Below are 23,664 nucleotides of genomic sequence, written 5' to 3' on the forward strand. Positions count from 1 at the left end.
GGTAGGGCTCATCAACATGACGATCGGTATCGTTTCGGCCGCCTATATCGCGGCAGCCATCCTCTTCATCCTCTCGCTCGGTGGCCTGTCCGGCCAGGAAAGCGCCAAGCGCGCCGTCTGGTACGGCATGGTGGGCATGGGCCTTGCCGTCATCGCCACGGTCTTCGGGCCCGATGTCGGCAACGGGTTCGTCATCGTGCTGATGATATCGGGCGGCGCGGTGCTCGGGGCTTACGTCGCCTCACGCGTGCAGATGACGGAGATGCCGCAGCTCGTCGCGGCGCTGCACTCCTTCGTCGGCCTTGCCGCCGTCTTCATCGGCTTCAACGCCCATATCGAGGCGGCCCATGTCGCCGGGCTCGACGAGGCCGGCCGCTCCGCGCTGACCGGCTTTGCCGCGCTCCTCGCCCACAAGGAGCCGGTCGAGCTCACGATCCTGAAGGTCGAGGTGTTCCTCGGCGTCTTCATCGGCGCGGTCACCTTCACCGGCTCGGTCGTCGCCTTCGGCAAGCTCGCCGGCAAGGTCGACGGCAAGGCGAGGAAGCTGCCGGGCGGCCATGCCCTCAATGCCGGCGCGGCGCTGCTGTCGCTCGTCCTGCTCATCCTCTACGTCAACGGCGCCGGGGCCTGGACGCTTGTTCTCATGACGCTCGCCGCCTTCTTCATCGGCTATCACCTGATCATGGGCATCGGCGGCGCCGACATGCCGGTCGTCGTGTCGATGCTGAACAGCTATTCCGGCTGGGCGGCAGCGGCCATCGGCTTCACGCTCGGCAACGATCTCCTGATCGTCACCGGCGCGCTGGTCGGCTCCTCGGGTGCGATCCTCTCCTACATCATGTGCAAGGCGATGAACCGCTCCTTCGTCTCGGTCATCCTCGGCGGCTTCGGCGCGACGGCCGGCCCGCAGATGGAGATCACGGGCGAGCAGATCGCCATCGATGCGGAGGGCGTCGTCGCCGCGCTCAACGAGGCCGACAGCATCGTCATCGTGCCGGGCTACGGCATGGCGGTGGCGCAGGCCCAGCAATCGGTCTCGGAACTCACGCGAAAACTGCGGGCTTCCGGCAAGACCGTGCGCTTCGCCATCCACCCCGTCGCCGGCCGCCTGCCGGGCCACATGAACGTGCTGCTCGCCGAAGCCAAGGTCCCCTACGACATCGTGCTGGAGATGGACGAGATCAACGAGGACTTCCCGAACACCGACGTCGTCATCGTCATCGGCTCGAACGACATCGTCAACCCGGCCGCCCAGGAAGACCCGAACTCGCCGATCTCGGGCATGCCCGTCCTCGAAGTGTGGAAGGCCAGGCAGGTGTTCGTCTCCAAGCGCGGCCAGGGCACCGGATATTCCGGCATCGAGAACCCGCTCTTCTACAAGGACAATACACGCATGTTCTATGGAGATGCGAAGAAGAGCATCGATCAGTTGTTGCCGGCACTGGCGTAATTCAGAGGACCAGGACCGTCGCCTATGCTGCGTTTTCTCCAGGCCGGACGGGAGAGGCAAAGGCGGCGGTCCCTCTGCCGGAGGCGGGGGGCCGCCTTTCCCTGTAAGGCATGCGGGCGTCAACCGGCGACGACATCTCCGCCGGCGGCGATGATTTCGTCATTGCTCAGGCCGCGACGCCAATGGGAGAAGGCGACCTGCCGGTGGTTCGGCAGCTCGACTGTCTCGCGCAGGAACTGACGGATTTCCCGGAAGGTCGAATATTCGCAGCCACACCAGAAGAAGGTGCCCTCCTTGTCGGCGGGCCAGTCGAGGGATCGAACCGCCTGCACCAGGGGATCCGGAGTGCCCGGCGGCCGGCCGTGCCTGTGAAACCAGCGTATGTCGACGCCGCCTGGTGCGGCGATCGGTTGTTCCTCGGCCTGTTCGGCCACCTCGATGAGAGCGATACCCCTTGCGTCCCGCGGCAACGCCTCGATCATGCGGGCCATGCCCGGCAGGCCCGTCTCGTCGCCGACATAGACGTTCCATCCTGCAGGCTTGGGCCCGTGAGCGCCCGGGCCGAGCAGGCCGACGAGCGCGCCCGGTGCCGCTTTGCGGGCCCATTCGACGCCGGCACCGCCGGCATCGTGCAGATAGAAGTCGACCTCCAGCATGCCCGTTGCCGCATCGACGGTCCGCATCGTGTAGATGCGCGATGCGAGCTGTTGCCCGCCCTTCGGCCAGACCAGCCGTCCATTGTCGCCGAGCCTCGGCCATTCGGGATTCGGCTCGCCATGCGGCTGGAACAGCAGGCGACAATGGATCTGATCGGGCACGTCGTAATGGGCGAGGTTTTCCCCGGCGAAGCGGATGCGGCGCATCCGCGGTGTCAGGTCGCGCACGGCGCGCACCGTCAGGACCCGAAAGTCCGGTGGCCATGTGTCGCCGGCCTTGTCGCCGGTCCAGGTGATGTCGGGATCCTCGGCCCGCGCGACGAAATCGACCAGGCCGGTGAGGGCGTTCTTCAGGCGGTTGAGGGATGCGCCATTTTCGGCTTCCACCGCAATGTGAAGCATCTGGCCGGCGGGCCGCACGCGAACGGTGCCATAGGGCGACGCCGCGACATGGGTGCCGTCCGCGAAACGAACCTGCATGTCGTGATCGCCGAGCAAGGTGACGATCTTGTCCAGATATCGCGTCAGATCGGAAAATGTGATCGTGGTGTGCGCCTTTAGGCTCGACATGGCCAAACTCCAGGGATTTCCGGGGGTGTCAGAGGCTGACCCAGCACGGGCCGGCGATCGGTCTTGCCAGGAAGCGCCGGTTCAATTCCGCCAGCGTTTCGTGCGGATGGATGTCGTGGCAGCGATCGGGATGCAGCCATCTGGCGGCGACTTCCAGGAAGAGGAGGTTGAGCGGCTGGGCGGTGATCAGCCCCGTCCAGATGCCATGCACCTGCTTCCGCTCCACAGCCTTCAAGAGGTGAAAGCCGGGCCGGCCGGTGAGGCGCTCCAGCCCGGCGCGCGCTTCGGCTTCGGGAAGGCCGGGGCCGATCGCGGGCCTCGTGGTGTTCGCATAGCCGCCGCCCGTCGCGATATAGACGTCGGCGCCTTCCGCGAGTAGCTGTTCGAGCTGGATCTTTGCGGCCCACGGGGAGGATGCGGCATCAAGCCCGCGGCCGCCGGCCGCTTCCAGAAGCGTGCCCCAGATGTCCCGGCCAACGGCCCAGCAGCAATCATCGTAGAGCGAGCCGACTTCGAAATAGGTCTTGCGCGGCGTCACGCCCGCCAGGCGTTTTTGCAGCCGCTCGATTTTCTGCTGATGGAAGGTCAGGAAGGCCTCGGCCTCCCGGCGGCGGTCCAGGATCGCGCCCCACATGTGCATCAGGCGCGGCAGTTCCTCGAGCGGCGAGGGCGCCTTGCCTGCCGCGTCATTGCTGAAGCTGCTGCTGAACAGGACGGGAATGCCAAGTTCCGCAAGCCGTTCGGACAGAGCGCCGGCCCCGTTTCCCGGCGCCATGTAGGCGGTGGCGACGACGAGATCGGGTTGCAGGGATATCAGACCCTCCAGCGAGACGGTTTCCGGCGTCTGCCGGCCGACCAGGGCGATGTCGAAACCCGTGCTGTAGGCGGAATGGAGATCGTCGCTGTCTATGCGCTCGACCGCGGCCCAGCCGACGACGAGCCGTGCCGGGTCGGGATGCAGCATGGACATGGTGAGGATGTCGCGCGCCTCCAGAAGCACGATGCGTTGCGGTGGTGCCGCAAGCTCCACCGTGCGTCCCGCCATGTCCGTTACCGTGATCGCCCGCGGACCGGCGCCGAGAGCCGGGCCGGAGAGGGCTGCTGCGGCAAGCGTCAGGAAGCGTCTTCGGTTCATCCGCATGCCTGTCACCAGCGATAGCGAAGGCCGGCCACGACTTCGCGGCCCTTGCCGACCTGGCAGTAGAAACCGTTGCTGCAACCCGAATAATAGTCCCTGTCGAAAAGGTTCGTGACGTTGAGGGTCGCCTCCGCCCCCTTGAAGGCCGGGTTGGCCGCGCCGAGATCATAGCGCAGGGCCGCGTCCACCAGTGCGTAACCCGGCGTGCGCACGGCGTTTGCATCGTCCGCGTAGCTGCTGCCGACGATCCGGACCCCGGCCCCGACCGAAAGGCCATCGAACACGTCGTCATCGAAGGTGTAGTTCGCCCAAAGCGAGCCGAAATACCGCGGCACGCCCTGCGGCCGGTTGCCGACGATCGACGGAACGACGTTCGATCGGGAGATCTCGGTTTCGAGCAGCGTGACGGCTGCGATCAGTTCGAGATTGTCGGTCGCGTTCCCACGCGCTTCGAACTCGATGCCGCGGGACCGGACTTCGCCCTGCTGGATGCTGAAGCCAGGCACGGGGCCGGGCGTCAGGACATTCTCCTGCTTGATGTCGAAGGCGGCGAGGGTGAAGATGGCATCGAGGCTGTCGGGCGAATATTTGACGCCTATCTCGAACTGCTCGGCTTCCGTGGGCACGAAAGGCTGGCCGTCCGATCCGACACCGACGATGGGCTCGAAGGAAGTCGAATAGCTGAGATAGGGTGCGATGCCGTTGTCGAACTCGTAGAGCAGGCCCGCCCGGTAGCTGGCCGCGCGTTCCGTCTGGTTGCGCCGAACGCCCGTGAGACGGTTGAGCGACCCTTCCCGGGACCAGTCGTAGCGGCCGCCCAGCAGAATATGCAGATTGCCGAGGGTCATCTGATCCTGGAGATATATCCCGGTCTGCCGCAAATCCTGCTTTGCATCCGTGAAGGTGGCGAACGGCCCGATGGGAAGGTCGTACTGCGGATTTGTCACGTCGAGCGGCTGGGCGCCGCCGAGCAGGAACAGGAAATCGCTTGTCGAGCGCTGGACATCGACGCCGACGAGGACCTTGTGCTCCAGGGCCGCCGTCGCGAAGCTCAGTTCCACGTTGTTGTCGGCGCTCACGCCGCGCACGCTTTCCGCCGAGTGCGCCGCCCAGCGCGGCAGCAGGCCGTCGGGAGTGAGCGGCCCTGAGATCTGAAGGGTCCGGAATGTCGAATCAAGGCCGCCATAGCGCAGGCGCGAGCCCACTTTCACCGCATCGTTGAAGCGGTGCTCGAAGATGTAGCCGATGCCGAACTGGTCGCGGTCATAGCTGTCATACGAGGGGTCGCCGACATTGAGGCTGCCGGTCAGGTAGGGGCGGTATGCGGCCGGCGCCAGAAAGCGCGGATAGATGTGGTTGAAGTAGCCGCCTTCGGGGTCCTTCTGGTAGAAGCCGAGCAGCGTCAGGCTCGTGTCCTCGTCCGGCTGCCATGTCAGCGCCGGCGCGACCGCAAGGCGCTGTTCGTCCACGTCTTCATGGCGCGTGCCGGACTGGCGGCCGATCGCGCTGAACGAATATTGCAGGACGCCGTCCTCGCTCAGTGCGCCGCGGCTCCTGACGCCGGCCTGGACCCGGCCATGGCTGCCGGTCTCAAGGCGCAGCTCGTGGGACGGGTCGGCACTCGGCATGGTGCTGATCTGGTTGACGAGCCCGCCGGGGCTTCCCTGGCCATAGAGAACCGCCGACGGACCCTTGAGCACGTCGATCCGGTCGAGCAGGAAGGGGTCGATCTGCGGTATGCCCCATGCCTGGCCGCGCGGAAGCTTCAAGCCATCGAGATAGTCGACGGTCCGCATGGCGCTGAAGAAGCCGCCGAAGCCGCGAATGGAGAGGCTGTCGAAGCGGCTGTTCTCATCGACGCTGGAAAGAACGCCTGCCGTATAGTTCAGTGCGCTCTGCACCGTCTGGGCGTTCTGGTCATCGATCTGCTTGCGGCTGACGGTCGTCGTCGATTGGGGCGTGCTCTCGACTGGCGTCGCGCCCTTGGTCGCGGTGGTCGTCCGACTGACGACATAACGGTCGCCCTTCCGCGGGGCTTCGCTTTCACCCTCGACGACGATCGTCTCGAGCCGGGTGGCGGCGTCCTGAGCGTGCGCGCCGGCAACCTGCAAGGGCAGGAGGCTGGCAGTTGCGAGAAGGTAGGTCAGCTTGCGTCCCATTGTGTATCCCCAGCCCCTTGTCCGACCCTCGGACACCATCACGGCGGCAGGCATTTGCCTGGCCGGTCGGAGTCGTCTATTAATCAAACGGGACGGTAGTGTCCAGTTAATTATATGAGTTTGTAACTCATATTTTTGGCGCCGCCTTGCCCGACACCCGCGGTCGGCCAAGGGTTGGGCGGGGGCGGTGGAGTCTGCTAAGGAAGGGCGCAAACGAGCATGATGGGAAATTCAGCGATGTCGGAGCGGAGCATGGCGGATGGCGTTCGGCGATCGGCCGCGGAAATCGGTGTCGAAGGTGCATCAGGCCCCGACGAACAGGCCCGTGCTTCGAAAACCGGTCGGCCGTCGCGGCAGAAATCCGAAGAGCTGACGGCCAGGATCCTCGATGTCGCGACCGGCATGTTCGCGGCACAGGGCTATGCGGGCACCTCGATGGAGAAGATCGCGGCTGCCTGCGGTGCCGGCAAGGACACGGTCTACAGGCGCTTCCCATCGAAGGAAGCGCTGTTCCGCGGCGTTATAGAGCGCATCCGCGCAAGGGCACTGCGTAGCCTCGAAATGACCGTTCCACCCGTGGGCGCGCCGCTGGAGCGGCTCAAGGTGGCCGGCCACTGGTTCCTGACCGCCCATCTCGAGCCGCAGCAAATCGCCATGAAACGCATCACCCTGAGTGAAGCCGCGATGTTCAGGCAGAGCCTTGCCGACGGAGCGGGCAGCGATCCGACCGTCCGCTGTCTGATCGAGCTGATCGAGACCGCACAGACAAGCGGTGACCTTGCAAAAGGAGAGGCAGCCTTCATCGCCGATCAACTCATCTATTCGCTGACGGTGAAGCCGATCACCTATGCCATGCTCGGAAGCGCCGCCTTTGCCTCCACCGAAGCTCGCGATGCCTATTTCGAGCAGGCGTGGGAGCTGTTCATGCGAGGCGCCGGAAAGAGGGCAGACTGACGCGGCCCGGGCGGATGGAAGCGACTTGTCGCTTACGCGCCGGCTTGCTGAGGCCGCGGGCAGGGACAGGCCTGCCATGCCCGAAATGCTGGAAAAGGCACGCCTCTTGTCGAGCAGTTCATATCCGACCTGGATTGCAAGGAGGCGATGACTTCCGGCGATCTCGGCTGGCATAGTCGTTAAAAGCCAATGCGTTTATCTCATCGGCCTGCAAATCAGCGGACGAGGCCCTGCACGATCACGTTCAACCGTCGCTGGATTTTATGCCCATCATCAGCTCTTGCATTGGAACCTTCAAATTCGTGCTGATCCGCGTAATGACCTGCAGGGACGGGTTCGCTGTCGCGTTGAGGATCGCGAAATAAAACGGACTGGTGATCTCACAGAGGCGGGCCATTTCTTTTTTCGTCAGCTCGCGCTTCTCCCGCTCGCGCTCCATGACCATTGCCATGTTTCGCAGGATCATCGTGCCAAGATCAGTGTCGGGCTTCTTGCGCTTGCTCGCCATTGTCGAATAAACTATAATTTACGAATTGGTCTGCTTGATGAGAAAGTTGCCGATATCTGCAATGGCTTCGCCAGAAGCGGCGATCTGTGCGTCAAGATAGTCAACGTTTGCCAGGGCAATACGCACTGTCTCCGTTTCCCGACCGCTCAGGTCAGAACCTTATTACTTCGACATCACGAATGACACCTCTGGCCAAGCCGAGCGGCATTGGTTCGAGTTGCACAAATAAACGGTTTCCAGCAGCTAAGGAAGGTTTAAATCCGTGCGAACCGTCACCCCCTTCTCGGCCATGTCGGCGATATCGTAGTTATCTCACGGGTCAAAGGCATCGTCTCCGCCGACCATCCTATCCGCCTGCCGTGCCAGTTCATGCCTGAGCGGCTCGTCATCCCAGATGCCATCGAAAATGAAATGGTGCAGACGGTCGTATCGGCACGGTAGAGCAGGCCCGGGGCACACCCTGCCATCGATCTGCCAAAGGAGCGCTAGGCTCCTGTGGCATCATAGCGATACTGGGCGGCCTTGATGTCTTCCACCCTGTGACCGATCCATTCGAAAACCGCACGAAGAGGTTCGGACACTTCCTGTCCGATATGGGTCAGTTCGTAGGACACCCTCGGTGGCACGGTCGGCTCTACATGTCGTGAAACCATCCCGTCCCGGACCAGTGTCTTCAGGCTTTGAGACAGCATCTTCTCGCTGACGCCTTCGACGCAATCACGAAGCGCATGGAAGCGCAGCGGGCCGTCGCTGAGAGCGATCAGCACGAGCAGCGCCCAGCGGCTGGTCAGGTGGTCGAAGACCATTCGACACGGGCAGTCTGCCTTCAACGGGCTCTCGCCCGGAACCGGGCCGTTTATTTTCACGATGGGCTTACCTCAAGGTACGTTCTTGCCAAACGTTATGAGCTTTCCAATAGTAAGTCTACTGGAAACCATATCCGGCATGCGATGGAGAACCGCCATGGCTATCGAAGAGTTCTTTTCTATCATCGACTACATCGTCGACGGCCCGCAGACGCAGGAAGCTGTCATTTCGGCCTTCGCCGATATCCAACGCCAATGGGTCGCGCCCTATCCCGGTTACCTTTCGGCCCAGTTTCTCGCCAGCGCGGATGGCACGCGGGTAAAATGCATCGTCCGTTGGGCAAGCGAAGCCGACTTCGCGCACTTCGAGGACGTTTCCGACACGAAGGGGCGTTCGGAGGCGATTCAGCAGGCGCTGCGGGGCCTGTCCTGCACCGCCGAACGGCGGTCTTTCAAATTGGTCCGCGTGGTCGATCCGCAGACAGGACCCGGCGCATACCAGCCGGATGAGGCATGTGGCCTTCCTCGTGGCAATGGGCGGGCGACATCATGAACATCGACATCTACGCCGATATACTTTGCCCCTGGTGCTACATCGGAAAGCGTCGGCTCTCTGCCGCGCTGGCCTTGTTGGATCGAAGGGACGAGGTGTGTGTCACATGGCGCAGCTTCGAGCTGTCGCCGGACCAGTCCCGCACGCCCGGCCCGTCGGCGGCCGAGGAAATCCTTGAATGGCGTGGCAAGCAGGAGGGCGCGGCGCGCATCGAGCGCATCCGGACGCTCGGCGCTGCCGAAGGGCTGGAACTCAACCTGCATCTGGCGCGTCCGGTCAACACGTTCGATGCTCACAGGCTGGTGCACCTGGCTGCGGCGAACGGCCTTGCCGATGCGATGATGGAGCGGCTGCTTCACGCTTACCATACCGAAGGATTGAGTGTGGCGGACCTTGCCGTTCTCCTCAGACTCGGAACACAGGTCGGTCTCGCCGGCGACACGGTGCGTGCGACGCTGGAGGCCGACGAATTCACAGCAGAGACACGGCGGGACGAGCAGGGTGCCAGCGCGCGGGGTGTAACCGGCGTTCCCACCCTGATCATCGACGGCGGTCAGCCTTTGCCCGGAATCCAGTCCCCCGAAGATCTTGCACGGCTTTTCGCGGCCAGGCTGGCCGATGGACGGGGAGCGGAACATGACTGAGCCGGTGACAGGCGCACTACGAAAAGAAGTGGGCGCCACGTCCCGGTTTTTCCTGCCGGTGATCGCGGCGGCAGTCTTCCTCTCCGTGCTGTCGAACTCGATGATCTATGTGGCCGGTGCCGACATGGCGGAAGAATTCGCTGCGTCGTCCGCGGAAATCGCCTGGGTCTTCACGGGCTTCTCGCTCGCCTATGGCATTGCCGTGCCGCTCTATGGCGGTATGTCGGATGCTTTTGGGGCACGGCGGTTCTTGCTGTCTGGTCTTCTCGTCTTCGCGCTGGGCGGATTGCTCTGCGCGCTTTCGCAAGACCTGGTGACCCTCATCATCGGGCGCGCCGTTCAGGCCGTGGGCGGTGCCGCCGTGCCGGCTCTCGCCAGCGTGGTGATCGCGAAGGCGCTGCCTGCGGGTAACCGTGGCGGCGCATTCGGCCTGCTCGCCTCAAGCGTGGGCATCGGCGCAGCCGCTGGTCCCGCGATCGGCGGAATATTGACGGACACGATGGGGTGGCGGACGTTATTCTTTGGTTCGGCTGTTCTTGCATTGCTCCTGCTGCCGTTTTTTCCGCACGCATTGCCCAGGGATGAGGGGACCGGGAAACGCAGAGCCGATCTTGCGGGCGGTGTCCTGCTCGGAACGGCAGCCGGCGCCCTGCTGCTGGCAATGGCGGAGGGGTCTGCGCAAGGTCTCCTCAGCCCGGAGGGCATGGGCTACCTTGCCGTTTCGATCGTCGCGGCCATTGCCTTTGCATGGCGGATACGCCGCGCGGAACATCCTTTCGTCCCGCCGTCGCTGTTTGCAAACCGCGACTATCTGGCCATTGCGGCGATGGCATTTCTGGCGATGGGGGCCAATCTGTCGGCGCTCATCTTTGCCTCGCTGCTGGCGGTGCGGGAAATCGGCCTTTCACCGGGCATGGCTGGACTGGCATTGACACCGTGTGCCGTCGCTTCTGCGTTGCTGTCGCCTGCGGCTGGAAGGCTTTCCGATCAATACGGTGCGAGGACGCCGACTCTCGCGGGGCTTGCCGTCATGGCGCTCGCGCTGCTGGCGATCTCCACCTTTGGAACCGGCAATTCCGTCCTTCTGCTGGCGCTCGGCATGATCGGCGTTTCTGCCGGCTTCGCCTTTGTTCAGACCCCGCTTACCAATGCCGCCGCCAACACCTTGCGTCCTGCCGAGCTCGGTGCCGGAATGGGCGTGTTCTCCGGAGCCTTTTTTCTCGGCGGCGCGGCCGGGCCGGTGTTGGTTGGCGGGATACTCACGGCTCGCGCAAGCGCCGGCGAAGCATACAATCCATTTCATGCTTTCGGCGTCGCGGCATTCTCGGATGCCTTTCTCCTCCTGGCGTTCGCGCCGCTCGCCGCCTTTGCTGTCGGTTTCGTCCTTCTGTTCACGAAACGGGGACGCGGCCGCGACGAGATTGATCCTTGACGATGTGGCAGGCGCCGGCTTGCTCTGATCGAGCGTCATGCACCCGGGGGGTACCCGGCTGCCGGAGATGAAGGGACCCCCATGGGCTTGGACCGGCGTGGCGCGGTTGCAAAAGCCGGTTCGACCAATCCGTCGCCGGCCTTCGATTGCGTGGACGAGGCTCCACACACCAAGCGCGACGACGACAGCCCCGGTGCTGGAACCCGAAGACCAAGAACCGGAGAAGCGGCGCCAAAGGCAAGAAGCATGAGATCGATGCGATCGCCCAACCCCGACGGCACGAGGAAGGGGCGATAGAGGTATGGAGAATGTTGTGGGCGAGAACGAAGGTCAGCGTGACCGCCAGACGGACGGCATCAACAATAGAGGTTGGCTGTTTCAGCGGGATTTCCGGGAAGGCCGGGGCGTCGACGATCTCAGTTGAGGAGACGGTTCTCGCGAAGGCGCATCGCAGCGATATCCACGAAAGCCCGAACCTTTGCGGAGGCATGGCGGCCCTCCGGATGCAGGATATGGATGGGTATCGGCGGCTCTTCATACTCGCTGAGCACGATCTGCAGATCTCCTGCCATGAGTGCCGGACCGATCTGGTAGTGGAGAACTCTCGTCAGGCCCCAGCCTTGCCGTGCGGACGTGATCGCCGCCTCGTTGGTGTTGCATTGGAGGGTGGCTGGAGTTGCCCCCAAAAGACCGGACATGCTCAGGTTTGAGATTGCGAGCTGATGAACTCGCGCGGTGATTGATATCCTAAAGCACTGTGCGGGTGAAGATTGTTGTAGTGCTCGAACCAGAGCGGCAGTTGCGCGATGACGGTTTCGGCATCCGGGGTGGGGTTCACCGCGACGTAGTCGCGCTTGAAGGTTTTGACGAAGGCCTCGGCCATGCCGTTCGATTGCGGGCTGCGCACGGGCGTCGTGCACGGCTCCATGCCGATGTCGCGGAGCAAGGATGCGGTATCCCTGGCGACGAAGCACGAACCGTTGTCGGTGAGCCATTCGATGGGCTCGGACAACATGTTGATGCGACCGAAGCGGTTCTCGACGGCGGTGATCACGAGGTCCTGCACGTCCTGGCTCTTGATGCCCTCCGTGGTGGCGACATGGGCGATTGCCTCACGGTCGCAGCAGTCGAGGGCGAAGGCGACACGGACCTTCTCCTTGTTGTCGCAGCCGATCTCGAAGCCGTCCGAGCACCATCGGATGTTGGAGCGTTCGACAGCGACCTGACCATCGTGGCGGCGATCATCGACCGCTCCGGTGTGGCGCACCAGAAGCAGGTTGTGCAGCTTCATGACCCGATAGACGCGCTTGGCGTTGGGCCACGAACGCCCGTCTTTCCGGGCATTCCGGCGCAGGATGGCATGGACCCGCCGATAGCCGTAGGTGGGCATGTCGGCAATGACGGCCCTGATTTCTTCCACCAGCTCCCGATCCGGGAGTGGCGGCCGTCCTCTGGCTCTGGAAGGGGAACCCGTGGCACGCGCAGCGATATTCGAGCGGGCGACACCCAAGGTTTCGCAGATGGTCTTCATTCCAAAATCCCTCTCGGCAGAGAGATCGAGCGCAACATCCGTTTTTTTGGGCCACCGGCGATTTCGAGGGCTTCCTTGAGGATTTCGCTCTCCATCGTCTTCTTGCCCAGCAGGCGTTGCAACTCCTTAACCTGGGCCTGAAGCGCCCGGTATTCGGATGCCGGAACGACCTCCTCTTCGGCGGCCGTCGCCGTCAGTGCTCCCTGGGATGCCAGCTTGCGCCAGGCGAACAACTGGTTCGGCTGGATGCCGTGCCGACGCGCGACGATGCTCACCGTTGCGTCCGCCTCGTAGGTCTCTTGAATGATCGCCAGCTTCTCTGCCGTGCTCCAGCGCCGCCGACGTTCCGGCCCGGAGAGAACTTCCATCTTAAAATTGCTACCAGTCATATTACCAACATTACTCCTACCCACTTAGCTAAGTGGGGGAGCATGTCCGGGCCTTTCGGGGGCTAATTCAGTGGCGTCGATCGTCACGCGCTGTTCGTTGGCGAACCGCCATTCAGGCGAGGCCCAGGCGCCTGTCGAGGCGGCGATGCGGTGATCCTTGAGGTCCGCTGGCGTGTTCGGAGTGCCATGACGCTCGAAATAGTCCGGCGATCCGCAGATGACACGCCGGACAGTGCCGACCTTGATGGCCGAAAGACCCGAGTCCGGGAGACGACCGATACGGACGGCCACATCGATCCCTTCATCGACAATGTTGACGGGGCGATCAACGAAAAGGGTCTTGGCCTTCATGGCGGGATACGTGTCGAGATAGTCCATCACGATCGGAAGCACATGCATTTGACCAAACAACACTGAAGCGGTCAGGGCAAGCGTTCCCGTCGGCGTGGCATAGGAGCCTCCCGCTGCGGCCTCCGCTTCGGCGATGTCCGCAAGGATCCGGCGGCAATCCTCGAAATAGCGCGATCCGGCCTCGGTCATCTTCACCGAGCGCGTCGTTCGCACGAACAGCCGGGCTCCGATGAGATCCTCAAGCGAAGCGACGGCGCGTGTCACCGCAGGCGCGCTCATATGCAGGTGGCGGGCAGTCTCTGCAAAACTCTCGGTTTCGGCGACCTTCACGAAAATCCGCATCGCCTGCCAACGATCCATCCGCTTCCCCTTCTTCCCGGCGCTCGAGACGATAGTAGGGATGTCGTAGGCAAGGCAGCAAGTCTTCATGTGAAACCGGCCGTGGGTCGGGAGCCCGACTGCCGGAATGCCGCGGCCATCTTCTCGATTTCCGCGCAGCTTCGCGCGCACAGGCCTGTGCGAAGGGCGCGCTGACGGTTTTCTTCACAAACCGCCAGCGCCAGGGCTATCGCCATCGATGTCTTGACATCGAAGCTGAACCCCCTTCGTGCAACGTCGATCTCTGCACCCGTCATGCCTATGGCGCGGGCGGATTCTTCCTGTTTCCGGAGCAGGAGAGAATCGTTGCTCGTCGCAGTGAGCGCGAGTTCCACCGGCAGTCGGATGCGCTCGTCGAGCTTGAACCCGGTCATGGTCTATCTCCCAAACGTGGACCGTGATCCAGAGCATTTGCGCTTTTCCTTGAATCGCGAAAACACTCTAACTCTTTGTTTTAATGAAGTTCCGGAGGCGAGACCGCTTCGCACTTTGCTGGAATTGCTTTAAAAGCCGAAGTCGCTCAGGCCGGGGTGATCGTCCGGCCGGCGGCCAAGCGGCCAGCGAAACTTGCGATCGGCCTCGGTGATCGGATGTTCGTTGATGCTGGCATGGCGGGTCCGCATCAGGCCGTCCTCGGCGAATTCCCAGTTCTCGTTGCCATAGGCGCGGAACCATTGGCCGCTGTCATCGCGGTACTCGTAGGCGTAGCGCACTGCGATCCGGTTTCCCGTGAAGGCCCAGAGCTCCTTGATCAGGCGGTATTCCAGTTCCTTGTTCCACTTGCGGGTCAGGAAGGCTTGCGCTTCTGCACGGTTGGTCACGAATTCGGCGCGGTTGCGCCACCGCGTGTCCAGGGTATAGGCGAGAGCGACCTTTGCCGGATCGCGACTGTTCCAGCCATCTTCCGCGAGGCGGATCTTTTCGATGGCACTCTGTTCGGTGAACGGGGGAAGCGGGGGACGAGACATCATTCAACTCCTCGGGTTGCTGCAAAGAAAAGGGAAGGGGTGGCGCGATAACGTCACCGTCATGCGTGACATCTGTAACTTCTTGGCGGTTGTGAGAGACGCGGCTCCCGTATGTGCAGAATGATGCCGCAGCGCCTGAGGCTGAACGTCGAAAACGAGGAAGGCACTATTGCGCGTGACGCAGTAATGCCCGCCCTCAGACCGCCAACTGGATACCGCCGCGGACCTCGTCTGCAGGGACGGCGCAGCAGAGCAGGATCTCGTCTTCGTCGATCGTCGCGGTCGGCTCCTTCACATAGGTCACCTTGCCCTTGATCAGCTTGGTGCGGCATGTGCCGCAGGTTCCCGCGCGGCAACTGAACTCGGGTTCGAGGCCGCGCGCTTCCGCCAGTTCCAGCAGCGTGCCGGAACCAGGCGTCCAGCGCGCCTCCTTCAGCGAGTTCGTGAACACGACAGGCACGGGTCGGGTGGACGGCGGTGCGCGGGCCGGAACCGGCGCAGTCGCGGCCGCGTCAGAGTTTCGCTTCAGGGACGAGGGGCCGAACGCCTCGGCATGAATGCGGTCGTCGGCGATATTGTAGCCCCGAAGCCCGTCGTAAAGCGCTTGGGTGAACTGCGGCGGGCCGCAGAGATAGAAGTCGTAGTCGTTGAACGGCAAGTGGCGGGTCAGCAGCGCCATGTCGATCCTGCCGGCGGCATCATAGTCGATACCCAATGCGGCGCCGTCGGTGTCGCTCAGGACCCGAACAACGCGCATCACGCCTTTCGTCGCATCGGCGAGTCCGGCTATTTCCTTTTCGAAGGGGCGCTCGGCCTTCGAACGGGCGGCATGGAACAGCGTGACGGGACGAATGCGCTGTGTGCGAAGCCCTTCGTAGACAAGGTGGCGGAGCATCGCGAGCAGCGGCGTGATCCCGATGCCGCCGGCAACGAGCACGGCCGGGCGTGTCGCCCCGGCGTCGATGGTGAAGCCGCCGGCCGGTGCGCGCGCCTCGATGACGTCGCCGACGGCAACGCTGTCGTGCAGGAATTGCGAGACCAGTCCGTCCCGCTTGACACTGATGCGGTAGGCGCCGTCCGAGGGCGCGACGGAAAGCGAATAGGTCCGGATCACGGGCTTTTCGCGGCCTGGCGGCGTCACACGGATCGGCAGGTGTTGCCCGGCGGCATGCGGCAGAAGTCCCGCGTCATCGCCTGGCTGCAGGTGGAACGAGCGGATCGTTTCGCTTTCCTCGACGATCCTGGTAACGGTCAGCGGGCGCCACTGCTTGGCAAGTTCAGCCGCGCGGAGCCGGTCGGCAGCCTGTGCCCAGTTACCCGTCATCAGGGAGCTCGGGGACCAACCGTCCTTCTGGAAACCCCAGCGCAGAGCCAGGGCATTGGCGCGGCGGACGATCCGCCGGGGCTTGAACGTCCAGAGCCGTTCGGCCCCCTGGAAGGCCGCGATCTCGGGGGAGTCCAGAATGACCTCGGCGTCACCGGTCATCTGCAGCATGTCGCCTGTCGTGAAGTCCACGAAAAGCAGCCCCGCCTTGCCGTTCAGCAGGATGTTGCCGAGCGTCGCGAAGAACAGGTTGCCGTCGAAGTCCGGGATCGTCAGCGTCCCGTCATCCCCGACACGGACGAAACCGGCATTCCCGCCACGATGGGAGACATCCACCTGCCGCCTGTCTTCGCGGTCGACATAGGATGCGACGAAGAAGGCGTCGGCACTTCTTATCATGGCACGGGCCGGATCGTCGAATTCGGGAAGGTCCTCCATGGTGCCAGAGAATGCCTGCCCGGGTTCGCGGGTGAACGCGAAATCACGCAACTGGATATAGCGCGGGCAGTTTCCGAAGCTCTGGTCGACGTTGATGCGAAAGCCGTTCTCCATCGCGGAAACGAATCCGTTCATGCGATTGCGGCGACGGGTGTGCATCTCGATGCCGAGCAGACCGACGGGCTTGCCGTCCGCAATGCCCTCGCTGGCCGGGTCGGTTGCGTCCTTTGGCGCCGCAATGTCGAGCGCGGTCGGTGAAGGAGAGGACATGAAGCCGGGGCGCCCCTCGATGAAGGTCGCCCACACGTCATCCCTGGAATCGACACTGCCGAGCACGATGAAGGGGAGCTGGGCGTAGAAGTCGCGATGCTGGTCGGGCATGTAGTCGCGGACGACGCGCTGGCCGACGACGGCCATGCGCTCGACGACGCCCACCTTCTCCTGAAGAAGCCTTTCGCCTTCGTGCCATGTCGGCAGTGTCTTGTCGTGCATGTCCCGCCCTCCAGGAGTGGCAGAGCGCGCGGGCAGGCGCGCTCCGATCGCATTCAGGCTGCTGCGAGGCCGACCGGCGTGCGGACGAAATCCACAAAACCCGGCAGCGCTTCCACACGGCGGAGGAAGGCGCCGACGGCCGGGTAGTCCGAAAGATCGACGTTTCCTTCGGGAGCGCGTGCCACATAGCTGTAGATGGCGACGTCTGCGATCGTCGGGCGGTCGCCAACCAGCCAGTCGCGACCGGTGAGCTGGCTTTCCATTCTGCCCAGTACCGTGTGCGCGCGATTGATGACTTCTTCCGGATTGAACTTGGCGCCGAAGACCGTGATCAGTCGCGCGGCGGCCGGGCCATAGGCGATTTCGCCGGCGGCAACCGACAGCCAGCGCTGGACGGCGGCGGCACCCTTCGCATCTTCCGGCAGCCAATCGGTGCGGGCGGCCTTCTTCGCGAGGTAGACCAGGATCGCGTTGGAATCGGAAATGAAGACACCACCGTCATCGAGGACGGGGACCTGGCCGAACGGGTTCATTTCAAGGAAGTCCGGCTTCTTGTGTGCGCCCGACTTGAGATCGACTTCGACCAGGTCATGAGACAGGCCGAGCAGCGAGAGGAAGAGGCGTGCCCGGTGACAATGGCCCGACAGCGGATGGTGATAAAGCTTCATTTTGCACTCCTGCGAGTATCGGCCGGGTCCATTCCCGATCCGCGCTTGCAAGGTGCTACAGACGACGTCCAGGCAGAACGCCCGTGTTCCGCACTTCATTATTGCGCACATCGTAACAATCGCTCGTCCGTGCCGTCGAGAAGGCGCCTCCGACGCCAAGCGCACTATTATCCCTGCGGCTTGATGATGCTGCGGTAGAATTGGCCGTGGTCGCCGTCGAAACCGTCCGTGCCCATTTTGGTCAGCATGCTGCGCGTTGGTGGATCGAGATACCAGATCGCCTTCTCCGAAGGCCCTTGATACCAGCGGATATTGAAGGCGCAGAGATTCCTGAAGAAGAACAGCTCTGCGTAATCGTCTATGTGGTCGCGGATCCACCACGCGAGAGGTCGGTAGTCGTCGGTTTTCCGGTAGTGCTCAAGATAGGCCGGGATGAAGACGGTAACGGTTCCTCCCAGATGCCCGTCACTGTCGCGCCGGTCCCAGATGTGGCGTGCAGCGTTGATGTCGTTGTCGGTGCACCAGCACGCGGTATCCCCGGCTCGAAAACGTTCGTTGCAGAAGGCATTGAGCACCGGGGAACGATAGGCGCTGCGTATCGACACATGGCCGAACGCGCGCTTCAAGGGCTCCAGCAGCCGGGAGGCGACCTCACATCCGACCTGCAATGCAAGTTCGGGATTCTCGGGAATGTTGGGAACGCCGTGAAGGTTGCCGACCTCCGAATAGAGCATCTCACGCATGAAGAAATGTTCGGAGAGACGCTGTCGTCCGTATTCGGTCAACGTGGCCACATCCGTGATCGATTGAGGAAACTGCATTTTTCCACCGCCTTGTGGCCGCTCATGCGGCAGCCATTGTGATGGACGCGTTTTATATGGTTCCGTAATGCTGAACAATTCAGTATTGGAAAAAGCAATGGTTTTGAAATCTGGAAGGATTCATGGACAGGTTGCGGCAGCTCAAAGTCGTTGTCGCGGTGGAGGAAGAGGGGTCGCTTGTCGCTGCCGGGCGCAAACTCAACCTCTCGCTTCCGTCGATCTCGCGTATCCTTGGAGAGCTTGAGCAATCGCTCGGCGTGGTCCTGTTCGAGCGCAGCGCGCGCCGGTGCCGCGCAACTGAGGCCGGCCGCGTGCTGGTACACCGCGCGCGACATCTCCTGGCCGACTACGACGAGATCCTGCAGGTCGTCGGCGGTCGGTGGAACGAGCCGCAAGGCCAGATCCGCATGACGGCGCCGCTGACATTCGGCCGGATGCATGTGCTGCCGGCGGTCTGCCACTTCCTGAAGGAGCATCCGCTGATCGACGTCGGGCTGGAATTATCCGACGGCATTATCGATCTCCAGGCGGAGGATTTCGATCTCGGCGTCCGCATCGGCCCGGTCGATGCGCCTTCGCTGATCGCCAAGCGCATCGGTTATGTCCATTGGTGGGCTCTTGCGAGCCCGTCATACCTGTCCCGGCACGGGGTGCCGCAGGAACCGAACGATCTCTCGCGTCATCACTGGATCCAGCATTCAAGCCTTCGCTCTCCCGGTCCATTGTCTTTGCACGGTTCGTCACCGCGGGTTCTGGACATGCGTCTCATCGTCAACGATGCGACCTCGGCACTGGAAGCGGCGCGCGTGGACCTCGGCATCACATCGGCACTGTCGTACCAGGCAGCCGAGGATGTGGCCGAAGGCAAGCTGGTGCGGGTGCTGGTCGATTTCGAGCCCGAGCCATTGCCTGTCTCGCTTGTCTATCCCGAGACCAGGCGGACGGTGCAGCGATTGAGACGGCTGGTGGATTTTCTGACGAAGGAACTGCGGAAAGTGTTGTGACGCAAAAAATTTGCCACCATCAACGAATTCCCGAACGCGCGAACTAAATTTGTTATTTTTTCCAGAGCTTTAGCAGATCCGTAGAGCGAGTGCTGATTTTTTCTTCTGCTCCTCTTGAAATCGAAAAACAGCCAAACCAGATCATTCGCGCAAAACGCTCGACCGAGGTTTTGCACCCGCCCGGACTGGTCATCCGGTCCGGCCAGGGGGAACAACGTCATCATTGTTTGTCCATTGGAGGAAAACATGTCGTTCCGACCGCTTCATGATCGCATCCTCGTTCGCCGGGTCGAATCCGAAGAGAAGACCAAGGGGGGCATCATCATTCCCGATACCGCCAAGGAAAAGCCGCAGGAAGGCGAGGTCATCGCCGTCGGTCCGGGCGCGCGCAACGATGCCGGCCAGATCCAGGCGCTCGACGTCAAGCCCGGCGATCGCATCCTGTTCGGCAGGTGGTCCGGCACGGAGATCAAGATCAACGGCGAGGACCTGCTGATCATGAAGGAAAGCGATGTGATGGGCGTCATCGAGGCGCAGGCCGAACAAAAACACGCTGCCTGAGACGACCTAGGAAATCCAAACCATCAGTCAGATAGCTGCCTATTGAGGAGTTGAAGAAATGGCTGCGAAAGAAGTCAGGTTTCACACCGATGCCCGTGAACGCATGCTGCGTGGGGTCGATGTGCTTGCCAACGCGGTGAAGGTCACGCTCGGCCCCAAGGGCCGCAACGTCGTCATCGACAAGTCCTTCGGCGCTCCGCGCATCACCAAGGACGGTGTTTCCGTCGCCAAGGAAGTCGAACTGGAAGACAAGTTCGAGAACATGGGCGCGCAGATGCTTCGCGAAGTGGCATCGAAGACCAACGATCTCGCCGGCGACGGCACCACGACCGCGACCGTGCTTGCCCAAGCCATCGTCAAGGAAGGCGCCAAGGCCGTTGCTTCCGGCATGAACCCGATGGACCTGAAGCGCGGGATCGACCTCGCCGTCGACGCCGTCGTCAAGGAACTGAAGGCCAACGCCCGCAAGATTTCCAAGAACGCCGAGATCGCCCAGGTCGGCACCATCTCGGCCAATGGCGATGCCGAGATCGGCCGCTATCTTGCCGAAGCGATGGAGAAGGTCGGCAACGAGGGCGTCATCACGGTCGAGGAGGCCAAGACCGCCGAGACCGAACTCGAAGTCGTCGAAGGCATGCAGTTCGACCGCGGTTACCTCAGCCCCTATTTCGTCACCAACCAGGACAAGATGCGGGTCGAACTGGAAGATCCCTATATTCTCATTCACGAGAAGAAGCTCTCGAACCTGCAGGCGATGCTTCCGGTCCTCGAAGCCGTCGTCCAGTCCGGCAAGCCGCTTCTCATCATCGCCGAAGACGTCGAAGGCGAAGCGCTTGCGACGCTCGTCGTCAACAAGCTGCGCGGCGGCCTGAAGATCGCTGCCGTCAAGGCTCCCGGCTTCGGCGATCGCCGCAAGGCCATGCTCGAAGACATCGCCATCCTGACGGGCGGCACGGTCATCTCCGAAGACCTCGGCATCAAGCTCGAGAACGTCACGCTCAACATGCTCGGCCGTGCCAAGAAAGTGGCGATCGAGAAGGAAAACACCACGATCATCGATGGTGTCGGTTCCAAGACCGAGATTGACGGCCGCGTTACGCAGATCCGCGCGCAGATCGAGGAAACCACCTCCGACTACGACCGCGAGAAGCTGCAGGAACGGCTTGCCAAGCTCGCCGGCGGCGTTGCCGTCATCCGCGTCGGCGGCTCGACCGAAGTCGAGGTGAAGGAGAAGAAGGACCGCGTCGACGATGCGCTCCATGCCACCCGGGCGGCTGTCGAGGAAGGCATCCTGCCGGGCGGCGGCGTTGCGTTGCTGCGAGCCGTGAAGGCGCTCGACAACATCCAGGCGGCCAATCCGGACCAGCGCGTCGGCGTCGAGATCGTCCGCCGGGCGATCGAGGCGCCGGTCCGCCAGATCGCCGAGAATGCCGGTGCCGAAGGCTCGGTGATCGTCGGCAAGCTGCGTGAGAAGGCAGACTTCTCCTATGGCTGGAACGCGCAGACCGGCGAGTATGGTGATCTCTACGCCCAGGGCGTCATCGATCCGGCCAAGGTCGTGCGTACCGCGCTTCAGGATGCCGCCTCCGTCGCCGGCCTGCTGGTGACGACCGAAGCGATGATCGCCGAGAAGCCGAAGAAGGAAGCCGCTCCGGCGCTGCCCGCTGGCGCCGGCATGGACTTCTAAGCTACGAGCATTCGGCCCGCCTCCGCGGGGGCGGGCCGGTTTCGGAGGGAGGAATGAGTTCGGCAAACCTGCTGCCCAGAGAAGCCGCACGCCTGTGCGCGGGCGTCGTAAGGGAGGTCTCGCGCAGGCACGGCATCGCGGAAGACCCAGCCGCTGTCGGGCAGTTGATCGTTACGGTCGCCAGACTTTATAACGGCGGCTTGCGTGACGGGGACGAACTTCTGGCGGCTGCGATGCGATCCGGTGAAGGGGACCGGTCGGAAGTCTGACATGCAGCGTCCTTCCGGCCGAAGCCGATCGGAATGACGCCTATTCGTCCTGTTCTTCCTCGTCGGCCGCCAGGAGATCGACGAGAACCGCCACCCTGCCTGTCGCCAGGTGTCGTCCTTCCCCCATCAAGGCTTCGTCATTGTTGCACCAGGCCCAGGCCTCGGCGAGCTCGGCCTGCGTTGCACCTGTCGCGATCACCTCGGCTACGAGCGTCTCATCGACAGGGCCGAGCACGGCAATGACATCTTGAAAAGTCATGGTCATGACTGTTCCTCTCTCTCGCGGACTGCGGTCCAGTTTATATGGAGAGCGTGTAGCGGAAATCCATCTGGGGTCGACGAACGTCCAGGAGGCGCATTTCGTTTCCGAAGATCAGAACCTGCTGCTCTAGATGTTCCGTTTTGACCTGATCCATACCATTGCCGGAGCGCGCTATCGCCGTGCTCAGCCGAGTTCTTGCGCTAGCCCGATGAGAAGCCCTTCGGGCCCACGGATGTAGCAGAGCCGATACACATCCTTGTAGTCGACGACGTCGCCGACGCGTTCAGCGCCGTGCGTGCGCAGTCTTTCGAGCGTCCCGCCGATATCGTCAACGGTGAACATAACGCGGAGGTAGCCGAGTGCGTTCACCGGGGCGTTCCGGTGGTCTGCGATGACGGCAGGTCTCAGGAAGCGGGAGAGTTCGAGCCGGCTGTGTCCATCTGGTGTGCGCATCATGGCGATCTCGACATGCTGATCGCCGAGGCCCGTGACGCGGCCGGCCCATTCTCCTTCGACCATGGCCCGCCCTTCGAGTTCGAGGCCGAGTTCGCAAAAGAAATCAATCGCCCCGTCGAGGTCTTCGACGACGATTCCGACATTGTCCATCCGCTTGAGCGCCATGGTTACGATCTCCCAGGTGTCGTTCCAGCCTACAAGGTGTCGCCTGGTCTCACAATGGACGCTTCACGGACGCGAGGACGCGCCGGCCGGATGGCTCTACTCGCGCCGTGCCTCCCGGACTTTCGGCCTGCCGTCGGCAAGGCAATGATCAGTTCGGATCGGCTCCCATGACGAGCCCTTCGATATCGTGCTTCTGGGTGATCGGCACCAGTTCATCGACAACCCGGCAGACAAGGTGCTGCCTGGCGATGTCAGGCAGGGCATCATACCAATCGCGTGTCACCATCATGTCGTGCAGCTCGGCATGTCCCGCGCCCGGCCGATCGACGCCCAGCACCATGACAGGCCGCGCGACAGGCGACTGATGTTCCGTGCCGCGATGGACCGTCAGCGCCGAGCGGCAGGAAATGTCGCCACGCTGCGGATACTTTCGCGTGGCGCGCTCCTGGAAGCGGCCCCAGAGCGCCTTGTCGGGAAACATCTCGTGTTTCCAGTCACGGCCATCGTCATATTGCGTTCCGGGCGCCACCTCGAACGGTCCCATATCCTCGGTGACGTCCACGCCCGTGAGGTTAAAGGCAAGCGAGGTGATCTTGCGGTCGCGATAGGTATCGACTGGCGAGGGGAAATCGCGGTGCCACGGCTGGTATTTCGCGCCTTGGAACGGCACGTCGAGACCGATCTCCACGATCTGGTAGTCCGGCCCGAGCATGTTGGTGCAGACATCCACGACCCAGGGATGGGTGACGAGATCGACGAAGCCGCGGAAGGCCTGTGGATGGATCTCGACATACCAGCGGCGCGGGCCGCGGCCGACCGCGCCGCCTGGCCTTTGGATCGCCGACCAGAAAGCCGTCATCATGTCCTCGCGCATCTCGTCGGCCCATTCCGGGCTGAAGGCGCCCTTCAGTCCGATGATGCCCTCCGCTGCAAGCTGCGCCATCTGCGCGGCGATGTCGTAATCGAATGCTGGTTTCGTATTCATTCGGTTCTCCTCCCGATCTGTGTCAAGGCTACAGCTACTAATAAT

24 protein-coding genes and 2 pseudogenes are annotated in these 23,664 nt (G+C 62.8%); 10 read left to right on the forward strand and 16 right to left on the reverse strand.

Annotated elements, in window-relative coordinates; translation table 11 throughout:
• Nucleotides 1–16: 16 nt before the first annotated feature.
• The gene (locus tag shn_RS28895; RefSeq protein ID WP_064333976.1) at nucleotides 17–1,450 is read left to right on the forward strand and encodes an NAD(P)(+) transhydrogenase (Re/Si-specific) subunit beta; all 1,434 of its coding nucleotides are present in this window, start codon (nucleotides 17–19) and stop codon (nucleotides 1,448–1,450) included.
• A gap of 119 nt (nucleotides 1,451–1,569) precedes the next feature.
• On the opposite strand, the gene shn_RS28900 is transcribed toward shn_RS28895, so the two are convergent.
• The 3 genes from shn_RS28900 to shn_RS28910 are packed head-to-tail and all read right to left on the reverse strand — an operon-like array spanning nucleotide 1,570 to nucleotide 5,973.
• Nucleotides 1,570–2,676 carry a siderophore-interacting protein gene (locus tag shn_RS28900; protein ID WP_064333977.1) on the reverse strand — a complete coding sequence of 369 codons (1,107 nt, stop codon included), beginning with the start codon at nucleotides 2,674–2,676 and terminating at the stop codon, nucleotides 1,570–1,572.
• A 28-nt stretch (nucleotides 2,677–2,704) separates the two neighbouring features.
• Nucleotides 2,705–3,811: an ABC transporter substrate-binding protein gene (locus shn_RS28905; RefSeq protein ID WP_371328628.1), complete on the reverse strand. Its 1,107-nt coding sequence runs from the start codon at nucleotides 3,809–3,811 to the stop codon at nucleotides 2,705–2,707.
• An 11-nt stretch (nucleotides 3,812–3,822) separates the two neighbouring features.
• Nucleotides 3,823–5,973, reverse strand: coding sequence for a TonB-dependent siderophore receptor (locus tag shn_RS28910; RefSeq protein ID WP_064333979.1), 2,151 nt, complete (start codon nucleotides 5,971–5,973; stop codon nucleotides 3,823–3,825).
• Between the two features lie 402 nt (nucleotides 5,974–6,375).
• Between shn_RS28910 and shn_RS28915 the strand changes: the two genes are divergently transcribed.
• Complete coding sequence (locus shn_RS28915; RefSeq protein ID WP_168168991.1) at nucleotides 6,376–6,927, forward strand: TetR/AcrR family transcriptional regulator; 552 nt, start codon at nucleotides 6,376–6,378, stop codon at nucleotides 6,925–6,927.
• Between the two features lie 25 nt (nucleotides 6,928–6,952).
• Nucleotides 6,953–7,095: pseudogene (locus shn_RS37655) on the forward strand (type II toxin-antitoxin system VapC family toxin); the annotation flags it as partial.
• Nucleotides 7,096–7,171: 76 nt separating this feature from the next.
• On the opposite strand, the gene shn_RS28920 reads toward shn_RS37655, so the two are convergent.
• A complete protein-coding gene (locus shn_RS28920; protein ID WP_064333980.1) occupies nucleotides 7,172–7,435 on the reverse strand; it encodes a helix-turn-helix transcriptional regulator in 264 nt (87 codons plus the stop codon).
• Nucleotides 7,436–7,920: 485 nt separating this feature from the next.
• Nucleotides 7,921–8,241, reverse strand: a complete 321-nt coding sequence (locus shn_RS28925) for a helix-turn-helix domain-containing protein (RefSeq protein ID WP_064333981.1) — start codon at nucleotides 8,239–8,241, stop codon at nucleotides 7,921–7,923.
• 157 nt (nucleotides 8,242–8,398) lie between these two features.
• Here shn_RS28925 and shn_RS28930 point away from each other — a divergent pair, with 157 nt between their 5' ends.
• Genes shn_RS28930 through shn_RS28940 form a run of 3 tightly spaced genes read left to right on the forward strand, consistent with a single transcriptional unit; the run spans nucleotide 8,399 to nucleotide 10,870 of the window.
• Nucleotides 8,399–8,794: an antibiotic biosynthesis monooxygenase gene (locus tag shn_RS28930; RefSeq protein WP_064333982.1), complete on the forward strand. Its 396-nt coding sequence runs from the start codon at nucleotides 8,399–8,401 to the stop codon at nucleotides 8,792–8,794.
• Complete coding sequence (locus shn_RS28935) at nucleotides 8,791–9,438, forward strand: DsbA family oxidoreductase (RefSeq protein WP_064333983.1); 648 nt, start codon at nucleotides 8,791–8,793, stop codon at nucleotides 9,436–9,438. Before shn_RS28930 ends, shn_RS28935 begins: the two co-directional genes overlap by 4 nt.
• Entirely contained in the window at nucleotides 9,431–10,870 is a 1,440-nt protein-coding gene (locus shn_RS28940; protein ID WP_064333984.1) for an MFS transporter, read from the forward strand. The genes shn_RS28935 and shn_RS28940 overlap by 8 nt, the downstream gene beginning before the upstream one ends.
• A gap of 416 nt (nucleotides 10,871–11,286) precedes the next feature.
• Here the strand turns inward: shn_RS28940 and shn_RS28945 are convergent, their stop codons facing one another.
• From shn_RS28945 to shn_RS28985, 8 genes and pseudogenes are all read right to left on the reverse strand, one after another.
• Nucleotides 11,287–11,556, reverse strand: a complete 270-nt coding sequence (locus shn_RS28945; RefSeq protein ID WP_245337511.1) for a LysR substrate-binding domain-containing protein — start codon at nucleotides 11,554–11,556, stop codon at nucleotides 11,287–11,289.
• A 14-nt stretch (nucleotides 11,557–11,570) separates the two neighbouring features.
• Nucleotides 11,571–12,790, reverse strand: a protein-coding gene (locus tag shn_RS28950) for an IS3 family transposase (RefSeq protein ID WP_145925869.1) whose coding sequence is annotated in 2 segments (ribosomal slippage) — nucleotides 11,571–12,454 and nucleotides 12,454–12,790 — 1,221 coding nt in all. Because the reading frame shifts where the segments join, the coding sequence is not laid out codon by codon here.
• A gap of 75 nt (nucleotides 12,791–12,865) precedes the next feature.
• A pseudogene (locus shn_RS28960) lies at nucleotides 12,866–13,501 on the reverse strand (LysR family transcriptional regulator); the annotation flags it as partial.
• Nucleotides 13,502–13,566: 65 nt separating this feature from the next.
• Complete coding sequence (locus shn_RS28965) at nucleotides 13,567–13,893, reverse strand: hypothetical protein (protein WP_245337496.1); 327 nt, start codon at nucleotides 13,891–13,893, stop codon at nucleotides 13,567–13,569.
• 129 nt (nucleotides 13,894–14,022) lie between these two features.
• Nucleotides 14,023–14,487 (reverse strand): DUF1348 family protein, encoded by a 465-nt coding sequence (locus tag shn_RS28970; protein ID WP_064334054.1) that lies wholly within the window; start codon nucleotides 14,485–14,487, stop codon nucleotides 14,023–14,025.
• Between the two features lie 196 nt (nucleotides 14,488–14,683).
• Nucleotides 14,684–16,741, reverse strand: a complete 2,058-nt coding sequence (locus tag shn_RS28975; protein WP_064333986.1) for a pyridoxamine 5'-phosphate oxidase family protein — start codon at nucleotides 16,739–16,741, stop codon at nucleotides 14,684–14,686.
• A 53-nt stretch (nucleotides 16,742–16,794) separates the two neighbouring features.
• Nucleotides 16,795–17,409 (reverse strand): glutathione S-transferase family protein, encoded by a 615-nt coding sequence (locus tag shn_RS28980; protein ID WP_064333987.1) that lies wholly within the window; start codon nucleotides 17,407–17,409, stop codon nucleotides 16,795–16,797.
• Nucleotides 17,410–17,576: 167 nt separating this feature from the next.
• The gene (locus tag shn_RS28985; RefSeq protein ID WP_064333988.1) at nucleotides 17,577–18,230 is read right to left on the reverse strand and encodes a hypothetical protein; all 654 of its coding nucleotides are present in this window, start codon (nucleotides 18,228–18,230) and stop codon (nucleotides 17,577–17,579) included.
• 122 nt (nucleotides 18,231–18,352) lie between these two features.
• Here shn_RS28985 and shn_RS28990 point away from each other — a divergent pair, with 122 nt between their 5' ends.
• From shn_RS28990 to shn_RS29005, 4 genes are all read left to right on the forward strand, one after another.
• Nucleotides 18,353–19,234 (forward strand): LysR family transcriptional regulator, encoded by an 882-nt coding sequence (locus tag shn_RS28990; RefSeq protein WP_064333989.1) that lies wholly within the window; start codon nucleotides 18,353–18,355, stop codon nucleotides 19,232–19,234.
• Nucleotides 19,235–19,480: 246 nt separating this feature from the next.
• The gene (locus shn_RS28995) at nucleotides 19,481–19,795 is read left to right on the forward strand and encodes a co-chaperone GroES (RefSeq protein ID WP_064333990.1); all 315 of its coding nucleotides are present in this window, start codon (nucleotides 19,481–19,483) and stop codon (nucleotides 19,793–19,795) included.
• Between the two features lie 58 nt (nucleotides 19,796–19,853).
• Nucleotides 19,854–21,482 carry a chaperonin GroEL gene (groL, locus tag shn_RS29000; protein WP_064333991.1) on the forward strand — a complete coding sequence of 543 codons (1,629 nt, stop codon included), beginning with the start codon at nucleotides 19,854–19,856 and terminating at the stop codon, nucleotides 21,480–21,482.
• Nucleotides 21,483–21,535: 53 nt separating this feature from the next.
• Entirely contained in the window at nucleotides 21,536–21,751 is a 216-nt protein-coding gene (locus shn_RS29005) for a hypothetical protein (RefSeq protein WP_064333992.1), read from the forward strand.
• A 40-nt stretch (nucleotides 21,752–21,791) separates the two neighbouring features.
• Here shn_RS29005 and shn_RS29010 read toward each other — a convergent pair whose 3' ends face one another.
• From shn_RS29010 to shn_RS29020, 3 genes are all read right to left on the reverse strand, one after another.
• Entirely contained in the window at nucleotides 21,792–22,016 is a 225-nt protein-coding gene (locus shn_RS29010) for a hypothetical protein (RefSeq protein WP_064333993.1), read from the reverse strand.
• A gap of 180 nt (nucleotides 22,017–22,196) precedes the next feature.
• Entirely contained in the window at nucleotides 22,197–22,634 is a 438-nt protein-coding gene (locus shn_RS29015) for a VOC family protein (protein WP_064333994.1), read from the reverse strand.
• Between the two features lie 148 nt (nucleotides 22,635–22,782).
• Nucleotides 22,783–23,619, reverse strand: a complete 837-nt coding sequence (locus shn_RS29020) for a phytanoyl-CoA dioxygenase family protein (protein WP_064333995.1) — start codon at nucleotides 23,617–23,619, stop codon at nucleotides 22,783–22,785.
• Nucleotides 23,620–23,664 lie beyond the last annotated feature (45 nt).

The sequence above is a fragment of the Shinella sp. HZN7 genome (genome assembly GCF_001652565.1).
Taxonomy (GTDB): Bacteria; Pseudomonadota; Alphaproteobacteria; order Rhizobiales; family Rhizobiaceae; genus Shinella; species Shinella granuli.